General features: G+C 36.6%; 24 protein-coding genes. 5 read left to right on the top strand and 19 right to left on the bottom strand.

All coding sequences use genetic code 11. From position 1 onward, the window contains the following. Positions 1-69: 69 nt before the first annotated feature. Genes PZ898_RS13310 through PZ898_RS13295 form a run of 4 tightly spaced genes read left to right on the top strand, consistent with a single transcriptional unit; the run spans position 70 to position 4,908 of the window. The gene (locus PZ898_RS13310) at positions 70-1,596 is read left to right on the top strand and encodes an NAD(P)/FAD-dependent oxidoreductase (protein ID WP_277693534.1); all 1,527 of its coding nucleotides are present in this window, start codon (positions 70-72) and stop codon (positions 1,594-1,596) included. Positions 1,597-1,615: 19 nt separating this feature from the next. Beyond that, the gene (locus tag PZ898_RS13305; RefSeq protein ID WP_277695606.1) at positions 1,616-3,286 is read left to right on the top strand and encodes a C45 family peptidase; all 1,671 of its coding nucleotides are present in this window, start codon (positions 1,616-1,618) and stop codon (positions 3,284-3,286) included. After that, complete coding sequence (locus PZ898_RS13300) at positions 3,283-3,648, top strand: hypothetical protein (protein ID WP_123277673.1); 366 nt, start codon at positions 3,283-3,285, stop codon at positions 3,646-3,648. Before PZ898_RS13305 ends, PZ898_RS13300 begins: the two co-directional genes overlap by 4 nt. Before the next feature lie 6 nt (positions 3,649-3,654). Next, entirely contained in the window at positions 3,655-4,908 is a 1,254-nt protein-coding gene (locus PZ898_RS13295) for a DUF3887 domain-containing protein (protein ID WP_277693533.1), read from the top strand. A 68-nt stretch (positions 4,909-4,976) separates the two neighbouring features. Here PZ898_RS13295 and PZ898_RS13290 read toward each other — a convergent pair whose 3' ends face one another. The 16 genes from PZ898_RS13290 to PZ898_RS13215 form a co-directional block, all read right to left on the bottom strand. Then, positions 4,977-6,149 carry a DUF2062 domain-containing protein gene (locus tag PZ898_RS13290; protein WP_277693532.1) on the bottom strand — a complete coding sequence of 391 codons (1,173 nt, stop codon included), beginning with the start codon at positions 6,147-6,149 and terminating at the stop codon, positions 4,977-4,979. 4 nt (positions 6,150-6,153) lie between these two features. After that, positions 6,154-6,630, bottom strand: coding sequence for a hypothetical protein (locus PZ898_RS13285; RefSeq protein ID WP_062675959.1), 477 nt, complete (start codon positions 6,628-6,630; stop codon positions 6,154-6,156). Next, a complete protein-coding gene (locus PZ898_RS13280) occupies positions 6,627-7,007 on the bottom strand; it encodes a 3-hydroxyacyl-ACP dehydratase (RefSeq protein ID WP_120233210.1) in 381 nt (126 codons plus the stop codon). Before PZ898_RS13280 ends, PZ898_RS13285 begins: the two co-directional genes overlap by 4 nt. Before the next feature lie 71 nt (positions 7,008-7,078). Further along, the gene (locus PZ898_RS13275; RefSeq protein WP_062675957.1) at positions 7,079-7,714 is read right to left on the bottom strand and encodes a hypothetical protein; all 636 of its coding nucleotides are present in this window, start codon (positions 7,712-7,714) and stop codon (positions 7,079-7,081) included. Further along, entirely contained in the window at positions 7,680-8,306 is a 627-nt protein-coding gene (locus tag PZ898_RS13270) for an outer membrane lipoprotein carrier protein LolA (RefSeq protein ID WP_277693531.1), read from the bottom strand. Before PZ898_RS13270 ends, PZ898_RS13275 begins: the two co-directional genes overlap by 35 nt. Then, complete coding sequence (locus PZ898_RS13265) at positions 8,299-9,054, bottom strand: polysaccharide deacetylase family protein (RefSeq protein WP_277693530.1); 756 nt, start codon at positions 9,052-9,054, stop codon at positions 8,299-8,301. The genes PZ898_RS13270 and PZ898_RS13265 overlap by 8 nt, the downstream gene beginning before the upstream one ends. Positions 9,055-9,211: 157 nt before the next feature. Beyond that, positions 9,212-10,273, bottom strand: a complete 1,062-nt coding sequence (locus tag PZ898_RS13260) for a beta-ketoacyl synthase N-terminal-like domain-containing protein (protein WP_277693529.1) — start codon at positions 10,271-10,273, stop codon at positions 9,212-9,214. Continuing rightward, on the bottom strand, positions 10,270-11,469 hold the full coding sequence (locus PZ898_RS13255) for a beta-ketoacyl-[acyl-carrier-protein] synthase family protein (protein ID WP_277693528.1): 1,200 nt from the start codon (positions 11,467-11,469) through the stop codon (positions 10,270-10,272). The genes PZ898_RS13260 and PZ898_RS13255 overlap by 4 nt, the downstream gene beginning before the upstream one ends. Positions 11,470-11,553: 84 nt before the next feature. Beyond that, positions 11,554-11,811 (bottom strand): phosphopantetheine-binding protein, encoded by a 258-nt coding sequence (locus PZ898_RS13250; RefSeq protein ID WP_034692439.1) that lies wholly within the window; start codon positions 11,809-11,811, stop codon positions 11,554-11,556. A 98-nt stretch (positions 11,812-11,909) separates the two neighbouring features. After that, complete coding sequence (locus tag PZ898_RS13245) at positions 11,910-12,449, bottom strand: 3-oxoacyl-ACP synthase (RefSeq protein WP_277693527.1); 540 nt, start codon at positions 12,447-12,449, stop codon at positions 11,910-11,912. Between the two features lie 10 nt (positions 12,450-12,459). Beyond that, positions 12,460-13,599: a beta-ketoacyl synthase N-terminal-like domain-containing protein gene (locus PZ898_RS13240; RefSeq protein ID WP_277693526.1), complete on the bottom strand. Its 1,140-nt coding sequence runs from the start codon at positions 13,597-13,599 to the stop codon at positions 12,460-12,462. Beyond that, a complete protein-coding gene (locus tag PZ898_RS13235; RefSeq protein WP_062675951.1) occupies positions 13,596-14,024 on the bottom strand; it encodes an acyl-CoA thioesterase in 429 nt (142 codons plus the stop codon). The genes PZ898_RS13240 and PZ898_RS13235 overlap by 4 nt, the downstream gene beginning before the upstream one ends. Next, positions 14,014-15,282: an ABC transporter permease gene (locus PZ898_RS13230; protein ID WP_120233203.1), complete on the bottom strand. Its 1,269-nt coding sequence runs from the start codon at positions 15,280-15,282 to the stop codon at positions 14,014-14,016. Before PZ898_RS13230 ends, PZ898_RS13235 begins: the two co-directional genes overlap by 11 nt. Beyond that, a complete protein-coding gene (locus PZ898_RS13225; protein WP_062675949.1) occupies positions 15,269-16,027 on the bottom strand; it encodes an ABC transporter ATP-binding protein in 759 nt (252 codons plus the stop codon). Before PZ898_RS13225 ends, PZ898_RS13230 begins: the two co-directional genes overlap by 14 nt. 1 nt (position 16,028) lies before the next feature. Continuing rightward, positions 16,029-17,024, bottom strand: coding sequence for a BtrH N-terminal domain-containing protein (locus PZ898_RS13220; protein WP_277693525.1), 996 nt, complete (start codon positions 17,022-17,024; stop codon positions 16,029-16,031). Between the two features lie 61 nt (positions 17,025-17,085). Continuing rightward, complete coding sequence (locus PZ898_RS13215; protein ID WP_062675947.1) at positions 17,086-17,490, bottom strand: hypothetical protein; 405 nt, start codon at positions 17,488-17,490, stop codon at positions 17,086-17,088. Between the two features lie 359 nt (positions 17,491-17,849). Between PZ898_RS13215 and PZ898_RS13210 the strand changes: the two genes are divergently transcribed. Continuing rightward, entirely contained in the window at positions 17,850-20,762 is a 2,913-nt protein-coding gene (locus PZ898_RS13210) for a M16 family metallopeptidase (RefSeq protein ID WP_277693524.1), read from the top strand. Between the two features lie 448 nt (positions 20,763-21,210). Here the strand turns inward: PZ898_RS13210 and PZ898_RS13205 are convergent, their stop codons facing one another. From PZ898_RS13205 to PZ898_RS13195, 3 genes are read right to left on the bottom strand one after another with little or no spacing between them, the layout of a single operon-like run. After that, a complete protein-coding gene (locus tag PZ898_RS13205; RefSeq protein WP_062675945.1) occupies positions 21,211-21,654 on the bottom strand; it encodes a hypothetical protein in 444 nt (147 codons plus the stop codon). 6 nt (positions 21,655-21,660) lie between these two features. Further along, entirely contained in the window at positions 21,661-22,092 is a 432-nt protein-coding gene (locus PZ898_RS13200; RefSeq protein ID WP_277693523.1) for a hypothetical protein, read from the bottom strand. After that, entirely contained in the window at positions 22,092-23,231 is a 1,140-nt protein-coding gene (locus PZ898_RS13195) for a beta-ketoacyl-ACP synthase III (RefSeq protein ID WP_277693522.1), read from the bottom strand. The genes PZ898_RS13200 and PZ898_RS13195 overlap by 1 nt, the downstream gene beginning before the upstream one ends.

Genomic DNA, 23,231 nt, shown 5'->3' with positions numbered 1-23,231 from the left:
TACTTTACTGAAGTAAACTTTAAATATCTTAAATTCCCTGTTTCTTAATTATTAAAAGCACATTTTCTTTTGAAGAAAGAATACGACATACTTGTAATCGGCAGCGGATTGGGAGGCCTTGTTTCAGCTCTTATTTTGGCGAAAGAAGGTCAGAAAGTATGCGTTCTGGAGAAAAATAACCAGTATGGGGGAAATCTGCAGACCTTTTCAAGAGATAAGCTTATTTTTGATACCGGAGTCCATTATCTTGGAGGTTTATCCAAAGGACAGAATCTTAACCAGTTCTTTTCCTATCTGGAAATTATGGATGATCTTGAACTTCAGTTGATGGATGAAGACGGCTATGACAGAATCAGTTTCGGAGAAGATGAAATAGAATATCCTCATGCACAGGGCTATCAGAATTTTGTTGAACAGCTTTCAAAGTATTTTCCCGAAGAAAAAGAAAACCTTGAAAACTATTGCGAAGAAATTCAGTATGTATGCAGCCAGTTTCCCAGATATCATGTGGTGGGAAAAGACAATTACAACGAGGAAATCCTGCATCTAAATACCAAAAGATTCATTGAATCTGTTACTCAGAATAAAAAATTGCAGTCAGTTTTACTGGGTTCCAACTTTTTATATGCCGGAGACTCGGAGAATGTTCCCTTTTATGTACATGCTCTGACGGTAAATTCTTATATCCAAAGTGCTTACAAATGTGTGAAAGGAGGAAGTCAGATCTCTAAACTTTTAATCAGAAAACTCCGGGAATATGGAGCCGAAGTACACAAGCACTCCGAAGTTTCAGAATTTGTTTTTAATGAAAATAATACACTGACCTCTGTTAAAACAAAAAAAGGAAAAGAATACACTGCCAAACAATTTATTTCAAATATAGAAATCCGTTCCACCATTAAACTTATTGGTGAAGAAAGACTTAAGAAATCTTTTCTGAACAGGGTTTTAAGCTGGAAGCCGGTTTCATCGTGCTTTAGTATTTATCTTGTTTTAAAGCCTCATTATCTTCCGAATTTTAATTATAACAGATATCACTACTCCTCTGAAGAACAGGTTTGGAATGCATTCCAATACCGGAAAGAATCGTGGCCGGAAACGTTTATGCTTTCTTCTACACCTTCGAAACGTCATCCTGAATTCGCAGAAAGTCTGACGGCGATATCGTATATGGATTTTGATGAGGTTAAAGAATGGGAGAATACCTTCAATACCGTTGCCGATGAACATGAAAGAGGAAATGCTTATGAAAGATTTAAGCTTGAAAAAACAGAAAAAATGCTTGATGCTCTGGAAAAGAAAATTCCGAATCTAAGGCATGCCATTAAAACACTCTATACTTCCTCTCCTTTATCTTATCGGGACTATATCGGAAATTGTGAAGGAAATATGTATGGATATATGAAAAGCTCGGAGAATCCTCTTAAAACGATGGTTTCTCCCCGTACCAAAATTGACAATCTTTTTCTGACCGGACAATCCGTGAATATGCATGGCATCTTAGGCGTTACTATCGGAGCTTTTAACACCTGTGCTGAAATTATCGGAAAAGAAACGATAGACATGCGGCTGACCCAAATGATTAATAAAAACTAAAGTGAAAAAAACTAAAACCATTTATTCATCCTGTAAAAGAACTTTACTTTATCTCACTTTTTGTGTTTTCCTCACATCCTGCGGAATCTCAAAGTCTATCAAACATATTCCCGATGTAAAACAATATGCTCTGGAGATCCCGAAAGTAAACCAGATCAATGACAGTACCTTCAGCTACAATCAGAATTATCTTACCAAAAATAAACAGCAGCTCTGGGAACTCTATATTAAAGGAAATCCTTTGCAGCTTGGATATAATAGCGGAGCATTGACCCAAAACTTAATGCAGAAGCAGGAGAACATTTTCTTTTCAAAAGTGGAGGGTTTTGTGCCATCAAAATTCAGACAAGGGCTGTTAAGAGGTTTTTTAAAATGGTACAACAGAAAAATGTACCTCAATGTAAGAGAAGATTATCAGGCAGAATTATTTGGCTTGTCACGATATTCATCCGATCAGTATGACTTTATTGCTCCTAAATATTTAAGAAACCTTTACCTGCACGGTGCTCATGATATCGGGCATGCCATGCAGGATCTTGCCATGGTAGGCTGTACATCTCTTGCTGTATGGAATGAAAATACTGAAGACGGAGACTTGTTGATTGGAAGGAATTTCGACTTTTATGTGGGAGACGATTTTGCTAAAAATAAATTGGTAGAGTTTGTGCAACCCGAAGAAGGAATTCCCTATATATCGGTAAGCTGGCCCGGAATGATAGGTGTAGTTTCAGGAATGAATAAAGAAGGAATTACCGTGACCATTAATGCCGGAAAATCAAAAATTCCTTTAACGGCAAAGACTCCTATTTCCCTGGTTACAAGAGAGATTTTACAGTATGCAAAAAATATAGAAGAAGCCATTGCCATTGCTAAAAAACGAAAGGTATTTGTTTCGGAATCTATCCTTGTGGGAAGTGCGGCTGATAAAAATGCGGTAATCATTGAAGTTTCACCTAAAAATTTCGGGGTATATAGAGTACAAAATACAAGCAGAGTGCTTTGTACCAATCATTTTCAGTCTGAAGCTTATAAAGATGACAAAAGAAATCAGAAGCAGATTGAAGAAAGCCATTCAGAATACCGTTATGAAAAACTTCAGGAGCTTTTGCAGAAAGAAAAGAAGATCACTCCCGAAAAGATGGCTTCCATTTTAAGAAATAAGTCCGGCTTAAAAGATGAAAGTATCGGTTATGGAAATGAAAAAGCACTCAATCAGCTATTGGCTCACCATGCCGTTATATTTTCGCCTCAGAAAAAACTGGTTTGGGTTTCTTCCAATCCTTATCAGCTTGGAGAATTTGTTTGCTATGACCTGAATGAGATTTTTTCCGGTAAGCCATTATCGCAAAGTCTGCTGGCGAAAACAGAACTGAATATTGCAAGAGATCCGTTCGCAGATTCTGAAGAATTTCAAAACTATGAACTGTCCAAAATGTACGGTAAAGAAATCAATGAGGCCGCTGATGATAAAAACGCGCTGTTGACAGATGATATTATCCCATCGTATCAGGCTATGAATCCCGATTTTTGGCTGGTCTATTATCAATCAGGAAAGTATTATTTTAGCAAAAAAGAATATTCAAAGGCAAAAATGGAGTTTGAGAAAGCATTGACGAAAGAAATTACAACAGTTCCGGACAGAAAAAATGTTGAAAAATACCTGAAGAAAACTTTAAAGAAACTGAAATGATCCCCAAATATATAAAACTGCTGTTCTGTATTCCTTTTGTTATTATTATCTGTTATTCTTTGTATTTGTGCACCGTTTACAGCTCAATACCTGACACCATCACTATTCACGGGTACGGAAGTATGAAAGACAATTATGGAAGCAAAATCTTTCTTGTGTTTCCTGTACTGATGAATCTCGCTGTTCTTTTATTTATCTGGTTGATCATTAGAAGGCCTGATAAAATAAAATTTACTTTTGAAATCAATGAGGAGGAAAGAGAAAAAATATACCATATCACCCAGCTCGCCCTGGTTATTATTTCGATATTTGTTACCATAATGATGACACCACTATCATTCGCTGATGTGGTCTTTAAATAATTGATTATGAAAAAACTTTTAACCTTATTCTTTACCGCATTCGCTCTGTTATCATTTTCTCAGGACAGAAAAGAGATCGGAAATACTTTCATTAAAGCCTTGCTGGTTGATAAAAATATGGAAAAAGCACATGCTTATTTTGATCCTACCGTAGCGGGACAAATTCCGGTGGAACAGCTCAAAGCGATTCCGCAACAACTTCAGGGGCAGATTGGAGGACTTAAAAATATCCTTGAAGTAAATAACGAAGGAAACACCTATTATTACTATTCTGAATTTGAAAAGGAAAAACTGGATATTCAGCTTACTTTTAATGAGAATAATAAATTGCTGGGTTTCTTCTTAGTTCCTCACAAAACATTTGAAAAAAGAGATGAGAAAACCACACTGAAAATAAAAAGTGATGCTATTGAGCTGAAAGGAACATTATTAATTCCACCTTCCAACAATAAAAAGAGATTGGTTATTTTCGTTCACGGCTCCGGACCTCATGACAGAGATGAAACCATTGGAGAAAACAAGCCGTTTAAAGACATTGCAGAATATCTTTTAAACAACGGAATTGCTTCCTATCGATATGATAAAAGAACCTATTCCCACCCTGAAGCATTCACGGAAAAGTCTACTGTAGAAGAAGAAACCATCAATGATGCTGTAAACGCAGCTCTTTATTTTAAAAATAATGCTGATTACAAAGGATACCAGATTATCATTCTTGGGCATAGCCAGGGAGCATATATGATGCCTAAAATTGCAGAAAAGGCACAGGTTTCAAAATATGTTTTTATGGCCGGGAATGCGAGACCGCTGCAAGACCTGCTTGTTGAGCAATATGAATACCTTCATACGATTGACCCGGCTAAAGTTCCAGCTGAAGCTGTTCAGGAAATTAAAAAGCAGGCTGCTTTTTTAAACTCATCCCAATTTAACTTACATTCTCCTTCATCAGAGCTTCCTTTGGGCCAGTCTGCCGCATATTGGAAGTATTTGAAGGATTACAATCAGCTTAACGAAGTTAAAAAAATAAAAGCTCCGATGTTTTTTGCACAAGGGGGAAGAGATTATCAGGTAACTGAGAAAGATTTCAGCCTTTGGAAAGAAACATTGAAAAATGATAAGACTGCTGTATTTAAGTTTTATCCTGCATTAAGTCACTTATTTATTGCAGGTTCCGGAAAACCATCTCCAAAAGATTATGAAACAAAAGGAAAAGTGGATGAACAGTTTTTAAAAGATTTGGTTCAGTTTATTCTGCAATAATGTATTCCGTGTAAAATAGAAAATAATAATTCATTGTGATAGGCCTGGAACTTTGTTCCGGGCTTTTTTTAATTGTTTTCCGGGCTTACCTTATTCAGAAACAGAAAAGAGGTCACTCCTGCAATGGCCGAAAGTGTAATACTTAAGATAAAACTACCAATCACATATTGCAAAAGATTGTTCTTGATCAGTTCGAAATTTAAATCCTGACTTAGAATATCGCTGTTTCCACTTACAAAGGGAGCTCCCAGAAACAGAGAAGCGGCAATAATGAAAGGGATAAAAGGAGGAAGACTCACATTGGAAGCTACAAATGCAAGGACTTTATTAAGCTTAAAAAGTACAGATAAACTGATCACCAGAAGAGTCTGGAATCCCCAGAAAGGAGAAAGTCCTATAAAAACGCCCAGTGCTATGGAAAATGCTTTTGTTCGGTTACTTCCGTCACTTTCTAAGACATCTTCCTGTATGAATCTTTTAAAGCTTTTTTTTTTGAAATTATTCACGAAATTTCTCGGAATAATATAAAATAGAGTAATCGTTACCAGAATTGTATTCAGAATACTGATTCTTGTGAAATCTTTGAAAGGTCTGAAATGGGAAACCCGCTCCACCGGATCATATAAAACCTTGATTGGAACATTTTTTACCGGAACATGCCTCCATGCAGTTCTTACAATAATTTCTATTTCAAATTCAAACTTTGGGGTAAAATATTTCTTTGGAATTTTATGCAAAGGATAAAGTCTGTAGCCGGACTGTGTATCTTCAAGCCTGATACCGGTTTCAAACCAAAACCAGAAATTGGAAAAACGGTTTCCGAAACTGCTTTTCTTAGGAATTCCATCCTGAGACATATTTCTGTTTCCGATCAGAAGAACTTCCTCTTTTTCCTGAAGAAGAGCTTCTACAAATACAGGAATATCATCCGGATAATGCTGACCATCCGAATCAATGGTGATGGCGTAATGATATCCTGATTTCTTTGCTGCTCTGAAACCCGTTTTTAGGCCGTTTCCTTTTCCTTTATTCTCCGGTAAGGAAATTACAGTGATCTGAGGATATTGAGCAAGAACCTGAGGCGTGGAATCTGTAGAACCATCATTGACCACGATAATACTTTCGGTGTAGTCCAGAACGCCGTCAATAACCCTCTTCAGGGTTTTTTCATTATTGTAGGTAGGGATTAAAACGCATATCTTCTTTTCAGAAATAGCATTTTGTACTTCAGCAAGAAACATTTTTTTATTTTAAAGTGGCTTTTTCCGCCTCTGTCATGGTTTTAGATTGCATTGCAAACCTTTTGATATAGCCCTTCAGAGCTGTATTCTGTTTGCTGTAATTATTCAGCAGGAAAGCTTTATCATCCTTCAGGCTCCCGCGGTATCCTACGATCTTTGGAATATTTTCCTGAACACTCATTCTGATCAGACGAAGTTCTGCATTGTTAGGATTACTTTTAATAATGCCTTCAAGACTTGTAGCACCTGTCTTTACCAGAGCTTTTCTGTTGCTTTTGGCAATTTTGGCCTCCATAATCTTTGCTGCGGCCTTGTATCCTACAGTTACGGCATCAGAGCCGGATTGTTTTTCCGCAGTCTCAATAAAGCTCGCAGTATTGGTAGTGGATTCATTCGCCTTAGCATAGCTGTTTCTCAGCGTTTCAAGATCAGATTGAAAGAAAAAAACAAATGCTGCTATGAATGATAAGATTAGTTTCATGACGATATTTTTTTATAGCTTACAGACAATTTCAATGCAATAGTCTCGCCAAAAGAAGTTGTGTTTTTTACTTTAACATCTTCTTCATTTTCAGCAATATCCAGTTGAAGTACCAGATCAGGGGTTTCAAAAGGATTGATAATCGCCATGAACTTTACATTGGAAGCTGTTTTCAGAAATAACTTTGAACCTGTAAATTCCTCAGTCAGTTCCTTAATAATTTGCATCATACAAACACCGGGAGTTACCGGATTTCCAGGAAAATGACCTTTAAAAATCTCGTGGTCTTTATTCAGGTGAATATGAGCGGTAAATTTTCCGTCTTCTGTCTTATCGTATGATGTTAAAGTATAAAAGTCTGTAAGAATGGTCTGCATGATCTTATTTTTTAAGATTAAATGTACACTACACTTTGGTTTGAAAATAATACTTGTAGGCTGTACAGTTCTTATTCTGTTTCGGTTATTTGAAATAGTTTTATATTGATCTTAAAGTCTTTGTGCTGTAGATTTAAGCTATCCGCGAAGATAGGTTTTTTTGCATCAAAAGTGAAATCGATTTTCTCTTTGTTATTTTTCGTGTAAACAATCTCTTTCAGTAAGCCATTTTCTTTGCTGAAGAACAGATAATAGCTCTTCTTATCGATTTTTGAAAGGTAGATTTTAGCATTTTTATTTTCAAAACTTTCACTGACCGGATATTTTCTTTTCAGAAGCTGCTGAAAGTCATTTTTTAGAAAGTTGATCACTATTTTTTTATCCAGATCAGGAAGTACATAATTCAGTCTGAAATCATTATCAGAGACTTCAAAATCTATCAGTTTATTCCCGAAATCAGAAGTTAAGGCGACACGGTGCGTTGTTTCATTCAGTTTTTTGATGATCAGAATTCCACTCACATGGTTTTTATAAATGTCCATCTGGCATTTGTATACATAATCTTCAGTGGACGAAAAGTATAAATTTTCAACCATCTTTTCAGAAGAAGAAACAGGTTTTGCTTCTGTTAACTGGTATGTTTTACAGGAAACAGCCAAGATCAGAATCAGGCTATAAAGAAAACTCTGACGCAGGAATGGAAGCATTGATCTTGGTATTTTTGAAAACAATATTCGTAGTATCCCCGGAAGACTCCGTCATATTGACCTGTGAAACTGTCGACTGGTTTTTAGGGAAAAACAGTTCAATCTGTTTAATATATTTCAGCAACTGAGAAGTCTTTGGGATAAACTTTGCCACATTGTAATTTCCGTTCTTAAAATAGGTAACGGTAAACTCAGGATCATTAAACATGGTTCCATTCGAACTTCCTACAATAAGTTTATTGATTTTTTCAAATGTTTTGCTTTTCGCATCTACAGAAGATTTTTTTCCCTGATCATTGATGAAGATTTTATTGCTTTTAAAAACAATACTGTACTGATACGGTTTAGTGTACTTCCAGCTCAGCATATTGGGCGTCTGCAAAGACATTTTCCCATAGGTGACAATGCTTTTATCAAGGAAATCCATTTTTTTGGTCTGGGTAAAATCGCTCTGTAACGTTTTAATTTCTTTTGTGTCTGAAGAAACCTTCGATACAAATGCTTTGGCTTCAGCTCCTGACATTGCTGTGTTTTGCGCAAAAAAGAATCCTGAAACCAGTAAGAATACTCCGAAAACTATATTTTTAATCATTTCTATTTGAATTTATCACTGTATCAACAGTAAAGGTTGAATATTTTTTATCCTTCAAAAATACTAATAAATTGGTCAGCACCCGAAAGGTCTTTTCCGAAGTGTCATGAAGAAGAATAATACTCCCATTTTTCAGACCTTTGGTCACTCTGTTGTAGATTTTCTTTTCGTCATCAATGATGGTGTCCAATGACCGGACATTCCACCCGATGCTTACTTTATTGGTTTTTTTGATTGCTTTTGCAATATTAGGGTTCGTCACTCCGAACGGCGGTCTGTAGAGATTGGTCTTAATATTTCCCACGTTTTTCATGATCTTATCACACTTTTCAATCTCTGTAATCATTTTTGAAGTCGATAAAAATCCTGTAGAATTGGAATGTGATAACGTATGATTTCCTATGGTATGTCCCTCTGCAATGATTCTCTGAAACGTCTCAGGGTATTTTTCAATCTGTTTTCCGATACAGAAGAAAGTTGCTTTTATCTGATGTTCTTTAAACAGGTCTAAAAACTTTGGGGTAAATTCAGTAGGTCCGTCATCAAATGTAAGAGCCACTTCTTTTATTCTGGTACGCTTATGAGTAATACTGTTCACAAAATATCCCAGCTCAATGTCAAAAGAACCCCAGACAACTACTGCAGAAAAAGCAAAAAAACAAAACAGATATACCCAAATACTTCCGTGGAACGCATAAATAAAAACGTTACAGAAAAGGTAGAATAGGATGAAGGGATAATGTTTCATTGCTGATTGTTTTATTACAAGTTTTATAGTCGTAATATTTATTGTATACCATTGTCACACTCCGTAGGAGTCCAGACTAATTTCTAATTTAGATTCCACGCTTCACTGCGTTTCGCTCTGAATGACAAATAGACCGTATAATTTTCAATTTCAACAATTATGCCTTTTCCAATAACACCAGGCTGTGATCATCACCCGCCAGATGGTTGTAAAGAAGTATATTCTTTATACTTTCCTTTTTTTCTGCATTGATCATCATAATTTCCGGGATCTGCTGTTCCTTCAGGATATGACAGGCCATAAAGGTTGAAAAACCACTTGCTGTATTGAATTCTCCACTCAAATGTTTATAATACAGCTGTGCTGAATCAGGAAACAGTTCCATTGCTTTTGTATAGTACATATCTGATTGTGCATCTCCACTGAATCCTAAAATAACCGCATCAATATCATGAGTGGAAAGATTGTTTTGAACCAGGAAATTCTGGATAAAATCCTTTACTTCATTCAATTCAACCTTGTTGCTGATCTGGATATTCTTAAGCTTAGCGTAAGAGTTTTCGGTCTTATCTTTTCCAATTACAAAAAAGCTGGCTCCTTCGCCCCAGATTACGCCATTGGTATTAGAATTCAAATAATCTGCAGGAAGATCTGCTTCTTTTTTGATCGTATTATTTAAGCAGTAAAGTTCCATGGTTCTGTCCGTCTGTTCGTCTGTAGAACCTACCAGAACATTTTCTGCTTCTCCGTCATTGATCTGAAGCTGAGCGTCCAGTAACGAAAACTCCAGTGAAGAAGAAGTATTTACATACGTGAAGTTGTAAGCATGACACTGTAATCCCAGAGCAATCTGTCCTGCTACCGTATTGTGAGTAGACTGGATGAAAAAGGTAGGCGTAAGGAACTCTTCATGATTATCAATCACGTTTTTTAGGAACTTTTCAGAATCCTGAGAGCAGCCCATTCCGGTTCCTACAATGATAGCATCCGGTTTTTCAATTTCAGCTTCCTTCAATGCGTAGTGAGATGCTACGGAGCTCATTTTTACGGTTTTAGACATTCTTCTGATCATCGCAGGCGGAATGAACTCTTTGTAATTAGGTTCTATCGCTTTAATGATGTTTGAAGAATTTTTAACAGTAAGGTTTTGAAGAATATTGTCGTTTAAAGTGTCCTGAACCGAGATACAGGATGCACTGTTGATGTATACTGCACTCATGATTTTGAGAAAATTAAGGTGGAACAGTTTCCTCCAAATCCAAATGAATTGGAAAGCACATGATTGATGTTTTTCTCTTTCAATTCGGTAACAGGAGTAAGGTCAAACTCTTCCATTTTTGTTTTAAAATTCAGGTTCGGGAAAATCACACTGTTTTGCATGGCTAGAATTGAAAATACGGCTTCAATTCCTGCTGCTGCGGCCAAAGTATGTCCTGTAAATGCTTTTGTGGAGCTGAATTCAGGGACCTGGTTTTCTCCGAAGATTCTTATCATGGCAATTCCCTCAGATAAATCGTTGTTAGGAGTAGCTGTTCCGTGAACGTTGATATAATCTATATGCTCTTTTTCCAAACCGGAAATTTTCAGGGCTTGCTGCATTGCTAAAAATGCGCCCTGTCCGTTTTCCGAAGATGCGGTCTGATGGTGGGCATCATTAGCATTTCCATATCCGGAAAGATAAGCGAGAACCTTTTTGTTTTCTTTTTTGACCATTTCTTCAGATTCAAGGACTAAGAAAGCCGCAGCTTCCCCAAGATTCAGCCCTTTTCTGTTGTTGTCAAAAGGAGTGTTGTAGGAATCCGTAAGAATCATCAGCGTATTGAATCCGTTCAAAGTAAATTTTGAAAGAGAATCTGTTCCCCCTACAATAACACGGTCCAAAACTCCGTTTTTGATGAGCTTTGCGCCCATCATAATCGCATTGGCTGCTGATGAGCAGGCTGTACTAATGGTAGAAACCATTCCTTTTAATCCCAGATAACCGGCAATCGCCAATGAGGAATTTCCGGCATCGTGTGCGTCAATATACTTTTGCTTTTCAGGGAAGTCTTCGTAAGAGTAGAAGTATTTTTCAGTGATATCCATTCCGCCTACACTGGTAGAAGAAATCAAGCCGGTTCTATAACCATTGATATCTGAAATTCCTGCACTTTCTACAGCTTCCTTTGCAGCGATCATTCCCAATAAAGAAGTTCTTGTTACGTTATTGTCTTCATCAAGCTGAAGCTGTTGTACAAGTTCTTCATTGGATAATTTTATTTCACCCGTTTTAATGGCTCCGGCATGACGGGTTTCAAACATTTCGATATCTGAAATTCCATGTTTTCCGGATTGCAATGAAATAAAATTTTCCTCCACATTGTTTCCGATGGAGGAAATGATGCCCATTCCCGTTATGGCAATTTTTTGACTCATGGTATTCAATAATGTAACAATGTATCAATCGGATAATTTACCAATAATTGCTACATTGTTACACTGTTAGATTTTTATATTAATTTATTTTGTTCTGTTGTCCTCGATGAATTTTGCCATCGTATCGATAGATTGGAAAATCTCTTTTCCTTTTTTAGGATCTGCTAATTTTATTCCATAGTCTTTATCAAGAAGAACGATCAGTTCCAAAGCGTCGATAGAATCTAATCCTAATCCACCTCCGAACAGTGGGTCAGTATCTTTGATCTCTTCTACAGATACATCTTCAAGGTTAAGAACTTCGATAATTTTGTGTTTCAATTCTGTTTTTAAGTTTTCCATAAATAGTATTTTAATGTACAATATATCAATGTGCCAGTTGACCAATGGTTGTTATTGCCTTTAGCATTGGTACATTATCAGATTGGTACATTGTTAAATTATAATGTGAGCAAATATACAAAAGCTTTGTAATTTTCCTGATACAATTCCACCCAGCCACACAATACTTTGTCAGCTTTTCCGGATAGAAGAATCTGTTCAGAATAGTCATTCAAAAATTCTTCATCAAAATCATCCAGTACGAAAAAAGCATTTTCTGTCTGCATTTTGTGTTTAATGCTGATTTCACCTGCACAAATATTGGGTAAAGTATACACAAAAACGGCAGGACTCGGATAGAAATTATCCTGATCGTTGATGCTTTCCTGATATTTGAAATCCGTATCCAGACTGGACGATCTGTTGGCAAAAACAATGGCTGTTCTGCTGTGGTCTTCATCTTTCAAAATGGTTTCAGCGGAAAGAAAAGCCAGTTTACTCAAATGATCCATTTTATGAAACTTTGGATAGCTGAGGTCTAAACTTTTATAGGCTTCTTTGGCAAATTCCTGAAAGGTTTCGCTTGGGCTTTCAAAAATAAGATTTCCGTCAAAGGTTATTTTTGAATGTTCTATGGTACAGGTATTTATTTTCTTCATCACTTTCAGTTTAACATTTTTCCAGTACAACAACTGCATTACATCCTCCAAAACCAGAAGCGGTCTTTAGAATATATTTAATATCTGCAGTTTGGTTTTCTTTGATGATATTTAAAGGCTGGGTTACTCCTGTTTCTTCAAAGTTCTTTGATGGAAGCAAAGTACTGTGAAGAGCACTTTCCATAGAAATAATACTTTCCAAAAGCCCTGACGCACCCAGGCAATGTCCGTAATAGCCTTTCATACTGTTGAGAGGAATATTCTGGAGATCCATTCTGTTGAAGGCAATGGCTTCCATTTCGTCGTTATATAGAGTAGCCGTTCCATGGGCAGAAATAAAATCAATCTGTTCCGGAGAAACCTTCGCTTCAGTCATAGCATTTTTGATACTGGCATATAAACCGTCACCGGTTCTTGAAGGTCCGGAAATATGATTGGCATCATTCACTGCTGAATCTCCCAGTACTTTAAATCTGAATTTTTCGTTTCCAGTTGACATTGAAGTGATATAAGCAGCAGCTGCTGCTTCACCAATATTAATTCCGTTTCTGTTTTTATCATAAGGTTTACAAGGTCCTGATCCTATTGCCTGAAATGAATTGAATCCTGAAATAATAAATTCAGAAAGCTCATCACCTGCAATCACAAAAGCATCTTTATATTTTCCTGTCTGAATCATATTTTTAGCAACAGAAATCGCCATTACCCCTGAAACGCAGGCATTGGAAACAATAATCGGTTTGGTTTTAAATCCAAAGAAATAAGCAATTTTTTCTGCTAATTTTGATAAATAAACACCTTCCGGTAATTCCGGCTTGTTTTTTAACAGACTGATATTTCCTTTTGTTGTGGAAAGGATGAAAACCGTACTTTCCGAAACGGTATGTTTTTCAACAAGAGGCTGTAAGCTTAAAAGAAGCATCTTCTCCAGTCTTGTGAAATCAATTGTATGCTGAGCGAAGAATCTGTTGAACTCTTCATTCAGTTCGTCAGAATCAATCATAGAAGTATAAAAAGCCTCCTGATTGTCTATAATTTTATGTAAAGCAACTCCTGACTGTCCTTCTAACAGAGCGTTCCAGTTGGAATCAACATTGAAACCTAAAGGAGTTACACAATTGTAGTCTGTGATATAAATTTCCTTGCTCATGATAATCCCATTTTATCTTTCCAGTTTTGAAAAAACTCCGGATTGTAAAGGCATAAGCTTCCATTGCTATCAAGAAATACCTGAATGGTTTCTCCGCTGCATACCAGTTGATCTTCCTGATTGAAAAGCTCATATCTGTAAATAAGTTTGGCAGATACAGAATTGATAAAAGTCGTTACGATCTTAAATGTCTCTCCATACTTTAAAGGAAGAAAATGCTCACAGGTACTTTTTACAATAGGCGTTACATATCCTGCATTCTGGATATCAAGATAGGTAAGACCATGCAGACGACCGAAAGCTTCTCTTCCGTCTTCAAAATACACGATATAATGCCCATGCCAGACAATGCCCAGCGGATCTGTTTCATTGAAGCGTACTCTCACTTCTTCAGTACAGGTTAATATATTTTCTTTAGACTGCATTTTGTTTTTTTTCGTAAAAAATAGAAATAGCTACAGTGGCAATATAGAATAAGAAGAGGAAAACCAGTTCTTTGGCAATTCCACCAATTCCGCTGTTTCTTAAAATAATATCATAATAGGCATTCAGCCCCCAGTTCATAGGAGAAAATTTAGCTACAGTCTGCATAAATTCCGGCATTAAAAATACAGGAACCCAAATCCCGCCAATAGCAGCTAAAACCACTACAGAGGTTGCTCCAAATGGGGCAGACTGTTCCTGCGTATCGGCTATAGTTCCCAATAGAACTCCAAATCCAATTGCGGCCAGTCCTGCAAATAGTGTTACTACCACAAGCTGGAACATTTTTCCGGATACATCAAAAGCCGGAAGATCCATATAAGGGAAAAGGTAAATTCCAACGGCAACCATCAGTAAAAACTGAATAAGGCAGATGATAAGATAGGTAAATGTTTTTCCTAAAATATGGACAAAATAAGGAGTAGGGCTTATTCTTGCTCTTACACTTGTGCCCTGACTTTTTTCTTTTACCAGATTGATGGATAAAGGGACTACAATAAAGAAGATGGCAAAAAGTGTCCATGCAGGAACGTTGTGCTGAACAGAGTTCGGCATCACATCCATTTCTCCTTTTTGGGGAGTGATTTCTTTAAAACTGATCAGGTTTTTATTTTCGTCAAGATTTTCTGTTGTTCCCAGCTGCTCCTGGAAGGCTTTGTAAATCTTTTTATTTTCAATCTCAAAAACCATTTTATTCACAGAATTCATCACGGAGTTTTTGAATCCGGCATTGGTAGCGGGATCAAAATACAAATGAATATCTTTTGCCTTTGGAGCTGCTGTTTTTACTTTTGCCGAATCTCCTTCCAGTCCGAATGAGCTTACAATGGTCTGAACTTTAGAATCAATATTGGAATTTAAATCTTTCGTTAAATTTTCAGGAATGACAATCGCCATCTGATAATCTCCGGAGAAAACAGCATCCTGGGCCGACTTTTCATTGAAGTTGGTCAGCAGTTGAAATGTTTTGCTGTTTTCAAGCTCTGCTTTTATGTTTTTTGATACCTCAGATTTGTCCTGATCAATAAAGATAATAGGAATCTTTGATCCTTCAAGGTTTTTAAAGGTAGAATCCTGAATAAGGGTAATGGTGACAATCAAAAGCAAAGGCATCACAAAGATGATGACGATTCCTCCAATATCTCTTTTTAGCAGAAGAATTTCCTTAATAAAACTTCTCCACAGTTTATACAACAACATCTCTTAATTCTTTTCCGGTTAATGAAATGAAAACGTCTTCCAGGTTTTCGGCATTAGCAATCTGCGAAACAAGTTCTTCAGGGGTTCCTACAGCATGAATTTTTCCATGATCGATGATGGCAATTTTTGTGCAGAATTCTTCAGCCTCAGAAAGGTGATGGGAAGTATAAATAATGCACGTTCCCTGTTTATTTAAATCCAGAAGATAATCAATAATTGCTTTTTTAGATTGAACATCCACACCTACAGTCGGTTCATCCAGAAAGAGAACTTTAGGATTGTGAAGGGTACCGGCGATGAGGTTGCAGCGGCGTTTCATACCTCCTGAAAACTGGCCTACCTGCTTGTTGGCAAATTTTGAAAGCCCCATGATTTCAAGGGATTCATCAATGGCTTTTTTAAGCTGATTATGCTTTAAACCATACAGGCTTCCAAAAAACATGAGGTTTTCTTTGGCTGTAAGTGTTGGGTATAAGGCATATTCCTGTGGAACAATTCCGATAATCTGTCTGATTTTAAAGCCGTCCTTCTGTGGAGATAAACCATTGATGGTAAAATGTCCTGATGTAGGTTTGATTAATCCTGAAAGCATGGAAATCAAGGTTGTTTTTCCAGCTCCGTTGGGGCCAAGAATTCCATAGATTTCATTTTTACTGATGCTCAAAGAAATATCATTTACAGAAAACTCATCAGAATTTTTGTATTTTTTGTATAAGTTTTTAATCTCAATCATATTTTCTGCCATATCAGATCGCTTTTCTCAGTTTTTTATAGAAAGCTTCTTCCAGGTCTGCAATATGCAGCATTGTTTTTGAAAGTTCGTTATAGATATTGCTTTTGGAGTTTCTGTTTTTATAAACACGGGCAATATCCACGGCAAAGTCTCTCCAAAGGTCACCAATAGAAGTAATTTCTTTTGATAATTCCTTCAGCTCATCATTTTTAAGAATAACAGCCGCTTCCTGAAGAAATGCACCATAGATAAACCTGAAGCCTCCGCCTCCGGTTCCGATTTCTTCCTGCATCCTGATCAATTGTCCCAGATAATGGTTAGTCACTTTTGTACCTTTCTTTTCAGCCCATTTCGGGATGCTTTTGGCTACCCATCTCATAGCTTTTACTCCGATAAGCGGTACTGGCGCCAGCATATTTTTACAGGTATCCTTGATTCCTTTTTTGATGGCATCTTCAAGATTCACATTTTTCGGAACATACACAGGGTAGTACATATGTCCTTTTGGAGGAAGTGCTCCTTTGGCGTATCTTACTTTTTCCAGTTCTGCTTCAGAAAGGGAAGTGGTATAATCCATTACCGGATCACTGATCAGAAATTTTCCGTCTTCTTTTCCGTATACCACAAGGTTGTGGGCATTGAAGTGGAATTTATATTCTTCAGGAAAATAAGTAAGGTTGAAAACGCCCACCTGAAGTCCTGTAGGAATATTTTGTTCCAGATTTCTTTCAAGCGCTTTTTGGGCATCCTGAGGATTGGAGAATTTTTCTCTTTTGATTTTAATTCCTAATCTTTTAGCTGCTTTACTGAAAATAGCACCCGGCATCGGACGATAGCTGAAGCCCGGAGCAAAATTCACCTTCAGAAAAGGAAGATAGACAAAAAACAGTCCTGAACCGATCCCGAAGATCATAGGTTCGCTTAGTTTCAAGCCTTTGTTAAGCAGTAGATTAGAAGCAACACCGTTTTCGCAATGCGCAGTCTGATGGTGTTCAAAGTTTAATTTCATTTGCAGATTGTATCTTTTCTCTGGTCAAATGGAACGGGCATTATTTCTGGCCCTGTTTCATTTATTTTCCGTTGAAGTTTTTTAATTCATCCACTGAAATACCGAATGCATCAGCATATTTTTTCAGTGCATTTTCGCTTAGTGTTTTGAATATTTTTGGTTTAAAATGTCTTTTTACCCTCCATTGCCACATTCCTACATATGAAGCCAGAACGCCAATATCCATTTTGTTCAGTTCCATAAAATAGGCAATAGGACTTGCTATATTATGGGCCACATTTTGTTTTGCTTCCTCAATTCTCTCATAAATAAGTTCCATAGATTCATCCAGAGCAGCTTTCTTGGCATCCCAGCCTGTACTGTTTGCTGTCGTGTAGTTGTCGTTCTCATCCGTTACATACAGAACTTCAGTCATGTTGGCGGATTTCAGGTTACTTTCGTCTTGAGGCAGGTCTTGTTTTTTCATCTAAATAATGTTTATATTTTTAGATTCCAGATGACATAAGGCTCACCTGTTTTTTGATTCTTTTAATCAGGTGGCTAAAATAGTGAAAATACATTATATGTAAATCATATTAAATTTGAGGGAGTTATTACCATGAAATAGAGACTGTATCATCAATAAATCTCCAGAATTGTTATAGAACCGTTTTTATTTTTCCCTGTTTCGAAAGAAGCTTTTAACTAATTCTATATAAAAGAATCTTAAAAGAATCCTATAAAGCTTATTGTTTCTGTTGGTAACGGTTCCGTTGTAACAAGTGTTTATATAAATAAGACTAATGGATGGAAATTTGGATTGAAAAATAATATTAAATAACTACTATGAAAAAGATTTTTATTTCGGTTTCGCTTTTCTTTATGATCAGTGCAATGGCACAGAAATTTGAGACTCAAAAACAGACGGATGCTCAAGGGTATACTTATGAAACGGTAAAGAATGACCAAACCGGAGTGCGTGTGTATACACTGAAAAACGGATTAAAGGTTTATCTGGCAAAAAATGATGATGCACCGAGGATCCAGACGTACATCCCCGTAAGAACGGGATCTAATAATGACCCAAGTGATAATACGGGTTTAGCGCACTATCTGGAACATATGGTTTTCAAAGGAACTTCGCATCTGGGAACTCAGGACTGGGCAAAAGAAAAAGTCTTATTACAACAGATCTCTGATCTTTATGAGCAGCATAAAGCAGAAAAAGATCCTGAAAAAAAGAAAGAACTTTATAAAAAGATTGACGAAGTTTCCCAGGAAGCCTCCAAATATGCTATCGCTAATGAATATGATAAAGCAATTTCTTCATTAGGAGCTACAGGAACGAATGCTCACACTTCACTGGATGAAACGGTTTATAAAAACAACATCCCTTCCAACGAATTGGAAAAATGGTTAAGAGTAGAGAAAGAGCGTTTTTCAGAATTGGTATTGCGTCTTTTCCACACAGAGCTTGAAGCGGTATATGAGGAATATAACAGAGCTCAGGATAATGACAGTCGTCTTGTATTCTATTCATTGATGCAGGCTCTTTTCCCCAAACACCCGAACGGACAACAAACGACAATCGGAACTTCAGAACATTTGAAGAATCCTTCTATGGAAGCGATCCACAAGTATTTTGATACCTATTATGTGCCTAATAACATGGCTGTAGTATTGGTTGGAGATCTGGATTATGATAAAACTATAAAATTAGTTGATCAGTATTTCGGTGCATTCAAATACAAAGAACTTCCGATGAAAAAGATGGTTACGGAAGAACCAATGACCAGCATTGTTACCAGAACGGTAAAAAGTCCTACTACGCCAAGAATGACTATTGCATGGAGAACAGATTCTTATGGAACTCAGGAAGCAAGACTGGCAGACGTAGTATCTGAAATTTTAAGTAACAGAGGAGATGCAGGATTAATTGACCTTAACATTAACCAGAAGCAAAAAACGCTTGGAGCAGGAGCGTATGAGTCTCCTTACAAAATGTATGGTACATTTGGATTAGTGGTAACGCCTAAAGAAGGTCAAAGCTTTGATGAAGCTAAAAAACTTCTGATGGATCAGCTGGATCTTGTGAAAAAAGGACAGTTCCCGGACTGGATACTGAAAGCTATCGTAAATGATAAAAAAGTTCAGCGTATGAAGAGCTGGGAAACAGCTGACGGATTAGCTACTGAACTGTATGATTCTTATATCAACGTAAGAACATGGGAACAGGAGCTGGATGAGATCAATCAGTATGATAAAATTACGAAAGCTGACGTAGTGAAGTTTGCCAACGATTTCTTTAAAGATAATTATGTTGTTATTTATAAAGAAAAAGGAGTGAATGATAAACTTGTACGTGTACAGAACCCTGGAATTACCCCGATTAAACTGAACAGAGAAGCTCAGTCTCCTTTCCTTAAAGATATTCTGAATACAAAAGTACCGGAAAGTAAGCCTGAATTTATTGATTTTAAAACAGCCATTCAGACTTCAAAGATCAAAGATAAGACGATAAGTTTTGTGAAGAATAAATATAATGAGGTTGCTCAAATCAGTTATATTTTCCCTTTCGGAACAGATAATGATAAAGAACTTTCTATTGCAGGAACTCTTTTCGAATATCTTGGAACCGATAAATACACTCCGGAACAGCTGAAAGAAGAATTCTTTAAACTGGGCGTAAGTTATAGTCTGAGAACTTCCAATGACCAGATGATCATTACATTAAGTGGTCTTGAAAGTAATATGAAGAAAGCTGCAGAACTGATGAACCACTGGATGACGAATGTAAAAGCTGATAAAGCAATTTATGCTCAAACGGTAAAAACAATTCTGGAATCAAGAGCTTCTGCAAAGAAAGATAAAGTGAGAATTATGGCTGCTCTTTCAAACTATGCTAAATACGGTAAAAATTCAAGAATGACAGACATTGTTTCGAAAGAACGTCTTGAGAGCATTGATGCCGTAGAATTGATGAAGAAAGTGAAAACGTTGAACCAGTATCCTTATCAGGTGCTTCTTTACGGACAGGATCAGTCAGGATTAGAAAAAGCGGTGAAACCTTTTATCATTAATACAAGCCTTCAGCCTGCACAGGCAAAAGAATATGCTGAACCAGCTACTGAAGGAAAGGTGTACTTCACAAATTATGATATGGTACAAATGGAAATGTCAAAAGTAGCAAAAGCCAGTACCGTAAACCTTAGTAATTTCGGGAAAGCAAATGTTTTCAATGAATATTTCGGAAGAGGATTATCTTCTATCGTTTTCCAGGAGATCAGAGAAAGTAAGTCATTGGCTTATACTGCCTATGTTTCTTATGGAAATGCTTCAGAAAAAGGGAAAGCAAACTATGTTACAAATTATATCGGAACACAGTCAAACAAGCTTCCTTTAGCTGTAAATGCAATGAATGACTTAATGGTATCTTTACCACAAATCCCGGCACAGTTTGAGAATGCAAGAGGTTCTGCCTTAAAACAGATTGCTTCTAACAGAATTAATAGAACAAATATTTTCTTCAATCAGTTAGCATTAAAAAAACTAGGGGTTGACTATGATATTAGAAAAGATATTTATGCTGAAATTCAGGGATTGACATTACCACAGCTTACAGGATTCTACAACACTGAAGTAAAACCTGTAAAATACAATACAGCCATCATCGGCAAGAAAGAAAATCTGAATATGGAGTCTATCAACAAAATGGGAGAATTCCAGGAAGTATCTCTTGAAGAGATCTTCGGATACTAATCCTTTGTTTAAAATAATGTTAAAAGTGGGACAGAAATGTTCCGCTTTTTTGTTGTTTAAAACTCTTTCTCCCTGACCATCAGAGTTTCACGGATTTATAAAATGTTTCACGTGAAATAATTCATCTGATGATGAGGTTTTTATGATTGTAATTGGCTGATTTTCAGTTTTTTTATGAAGAAGTGATGAATGTGTAAATAAACAAAAAACGGACGTTTTTCCGTAAAATCATTGTAATCAATTCAATAGGAGTGGGCTTTAGCCCGCTTAAAAAAAGAGAAAAATCAATTGGCCTTAGCCTAAACCTATATTTTAAACACAAATAACACAAATGAATAACACAAATGAATGCACAAATGTTCACAAATCTATTAGAGAATATAAAATTGATTTAAAAGAAAAAGCTGTACAAAATGTACAGCTTTTCTATTCTATTTTTAATTGATCATTACGATTTTACTTCCTGAATAAAAAGGTTGATCTCCGCTCTGATCAATAATTCATCATGATGAAATGTTTCACAGAAAATATGGCAAATGTTCTCAAACTGTGAAATGAGTGAAGCTTTGGAAATGATTTTGTCATGTACTTTTGGAAGAGCGAAAATCTCGATCTTCTTGATATTGGTAATGAACCCGATCACTTTAGTATCAGCTTCAGGATTTTCAAAGAAGCTTTGTCCAAGGATAGAAGAGCAGGTTTGGGCCATATTTTCGATTAAGCCGGCCTCTGCAAACTGATTGTTGTGAACAAATATATTATCTTCTTTGATTTCAAAGGAAGTCACTACTTTTTCTTTGGTCAGCTCCAGGATATAGTCTGCCATCAGCATCGGTTCACGATGCGGTAAAAAGTTGTGTATATTGATGATATTTTCTTCCTTTATCTCCATTTCAGTTTATTTTACAGCGGTTTTCATTTGAGATTTTGCAATCACTTCACCGTTCAGTTTGGTAACAATATCTACAAGGGTTACTCCCATTACTTCATTAAGGATGGTCACCTCAGATTTCAGGTGGTCTCCTACTTTAGGTAGTATTTCGGCTTCAAAAGATTTGATAGCTCCGATATATCCCGTAGGTGCATCTTTTCCCAGCAGATAATATTTATATCCTGTATGCAGGGCAACGCTCTGCGCCTGATGCTCAATCAATCCTGAAGCCTGGAATAATCCTTCCTGGATAAAAAGGTTATCTTCTTTTATTTCAAAACCAGACAGAAGATGATTCTCAGAATATTCTGATAATTCATGTACCATCACAAAAGGAAACCTTTGCGGAATAAGGCTTTCTACAAAATCTTTATCGGATGTTGGCAGTCTGTGTTCCATTAGCAAACCGTTAATAAAGCACAAGAATAAGCAAATCTTCCACTTTCAGGAACACAAAGAAGTACTTTTTCTCCTTTTTTTAGTTTTCCTGAATTCATCAATTCTTCAAGGGCAATAAATATAGATCCTGCACCGATGTTTCCAACCTCAGAAAGGTTATAGAACCATTTTTCTGCAGGGAAATCCATTCCTTTTTTAGCAAATTCTTCTTTCAGTCCATCTTTGAAATATCCTGAAGAAATGTGAGCCAATACGTGGTCAATTTTTTCCGGATCGAGATTATGTTTGTCAAAAGATGATCTTAAACTTTCTGCTCCCTTTACAAGAATATATTTATCAAGGATTTTAGTGTCTTGTTTGATGGCAAAAATAGATTGCTTCAACCATTCATCAGAAGGGTAGTCAGCCCATGATTTCAGGCTTCCGTCTTCCAGCTTATCACATCCTGCATACATACATGCCTCAATTTCGTGAGCATAAGAATAGAAATCAATGAATTCTACTTTTAAGGAAGTACTGTTTTCTCTCGGTTTATTTTCTAATAAAAAAGCGCCTGCTCCATCAGAAAGCATCCATCTCAGGAATTCTCTTTTGAAAGCAATGATAGGTCTTTCCTCCAGTAATTTTAAATTTTCTGCTTCATGGTTGAATTTGTCAGCAGTCATCCATGCAGACATTCTTTCAGAACCTGCACATACTGCGTTGTCCTGTACACCGGCTTTTACAGAAAGGAATCCATAGTTGAGTGCATTCATTCCTGAATTACAAAGACCTGTTGAAGTATTAATTTCAATAGATTTTCCGATGTTAAGCTCACCATGCACCATAGAAGCGTGAGAAGGCTGGATCTGATCTGGTGAAGTAGTTCCTACCGATAGTAATTTCATATCTTCCTTTTTGAAATTTTCATCAAAAAGTCCTTCGATTGCTTTGGCAGTAAGCTGTGCATTAGAGTGGGTAGGATTTCCTTCTTTGTCTAAGGCGTAGTATCTTGTTGTGATTTTATTATTTCTTAGGATAAGTGATTTTGCTTTAGATGGCGCATCATTGATAAGCCCAAGATAAGTCTCCATTTCATCATTCGCTACCGGCTCATTGGGTAAGTATTTTGATGCTTTTGTTATAAATACGTCGTACAT

The sequence above is a fragment of the Chryseobacterium sp. WX genome, assembly GCF_029542485.1.
In the GTDB taxonomy this organism is placed as follows: domain Bacteria; phylum Bacteroidota; class Bacteroidia; order Flavobacteriales; family Weeksellaceae; genus Chryseobacterium; species Chryseobacterium cucumeris.
Note: the sequence above shows the minus strand (reverse complement) of the source record. Positions and strands in the feature narration are given on the sequence as shown.

What these genes read in the sequence shown, in the direction of transcription:
- PZ898_RS13300 (WP_123277673.1), top strand. Translation starts at nt 3,283, where the DNA reads ATGATCCCCAAATATATAAAACTGCTGTTCTGTATTCCTTTTGTTATT.
- PZ898_RS13295 (WP_277693533.1), top strand. Translation starts at nt 3,655, where the DNA reads ATGAAAAAACTTTTAACCTTATTCTTTACCGCATTCGCTCTGTTATCA.
- PZ898_RS13290 (WP_277693532.1), bottom strand. Translation starts at nt 6,149, where the DNA reads ATGTTTCTTGCTGAAGTACAAAATGCTATTTCTGAAAAGAAGATATGC.
- PZ898_RS13285 (WP_062675959.1), bottom strand. Translation starts at nt 6,630, where the DNA reads ATGAAACTAATCTTATCATTCATAGCAGCATTTGTTTTTTTCTTTCAA.
- PZ898_RS13280 (WP_120233210.1), bottom strand. Translation starts at nt 7,007, where the DNA reads ATGCAGACCATTCTTACAGACTTTTATACTTTAACATCATACGATAAG.
- PZ898_RS13275 (WP_062675957.1), bottom strand. Translation starts at nt 7,714, where the DNA reads ATGCTTCCATTCCTGCGTCAGAGTTTTCTTTATAGCCTGATTCTGATC.
- PZ898_RS13270 (WP_277693531.1), bottom strand. Translation starts at nt 8,306, where the DNA reads ATGATTAAAAATATAGTTTTCGGAGTATTCTTACTGGTTTCAGGATTC.
- PZ898_RS13265 (WP_277693530.1), bottom strand. Translation starts at nt 9,054, where the DNA reads ATGAAACATTATCCCTTCATCCTATTCTACCTTTTCTGTAACGTTTTT.
- PZ898_RS13260 (WP_277693529.1), bottom strand. Translation starts at nt 10,273, where the DNA reads ATGAGTGCAGTATACATCAACAGTGCATCCTGTATCTCGGTTCAGGAC.
- PZ898_RS13255 (WP_277693528.1), bottom strand. Translation starts at nt 11,469, where the DNA reads ATGAGTCAAAAAATTGCCATAACGGGAATGGGCATCATTTCCTCCATC.
- PZ898_RS13250 (WP_034692439.1), bottom strand. Translation starts at nt 11,811, where the DNA reads ATGGAAAACTTAAAAACAGAATTGAAACACAAAATTATCGAAGTTCTT.
- PZ898_RS13245 (WP_277693527.1), bottom strand. Translation starts at nt 12,449, where the DNA reads ATGAAGAAAATAAATACCTGTACCATAGAACATTCAAAAATAACCTTT.
- PZ898_RS13240 (WP_277693526.1), bottom strand. Translation starts at nt 13,599, where the DNA reads ATGAGCAAGGAAATTTATATCACAGACTACAATTGTGTAACTCCTTTA.
- PZ898_RS13235 (WP_062675951.1), bottom strand. Translation starts at nt 14,024, where the DNA reads ATGCAGTCTAAAGAAAATATATTAACCTGTACTGAAGAAGTGAGAGTA.
- PZ898_RS13230 (WP_120233203.1), bottom strand. Translation starts at nt 15,282, where the DNA reads ATGTTGTTGTATAAACTGTGGAGAAGTTTTATTAAGGAAATTCTTCTG.
- PZ898_RS13225 (WP_062675949.1), bottom strand. Translation starts at nt 16,027, where the DNA reads ATGGCAGAAAATATGATTGAGATTAAAAACTTATACAAAAAATACAAA.
- PZ898_RS13220 (WP_277693525.1), bottom strand. Translation starts at nt 17,024, where the DNA reads ATGAAATTAAACTTTGAACACCATCAGACTGCGCATTGCGAAAACGGT.
- PZ898_RS13215 (WP_062675947.1), bottom strand. Translation starts at nt 17,490, where the DNA reads ATGAAAAAACAAGACCTGCCTCAAGACGAAAGTAACCTGAAATCCGCC.
- PZ898_RS13210 (WP_277693524.1), top strand. Translation starts at nt 17,850, where the DNA reads ATGAAAAAGATTTTTATTTCGGTTTCGCTTTTCTTTATGATCAGTGCA.
- PZ898_RS13205 (WP_062675945.1), bottom strand. Translation starts at nt 21,654, where the DNA reads ATGGAGATAAAGGAAGAAAATATCATCAATATACACAACTTTTTACCG.
- PZ898_RS13200 (WP_277693523.1), bottom strand. Translation starts at nt 22,092, where the DNA reads ATGGAACACAGACTGCCAACATCCGATAAAGATTTTGTAGAAAGCCTT.
- PZ898_RS13195 (WP_277693522.1), bottom strand. Translation starts at nt 23,231, where the DNA reads ATGTACGACGTATTTATAACAAAAGCATCAAAATACTTACCCAATGAG.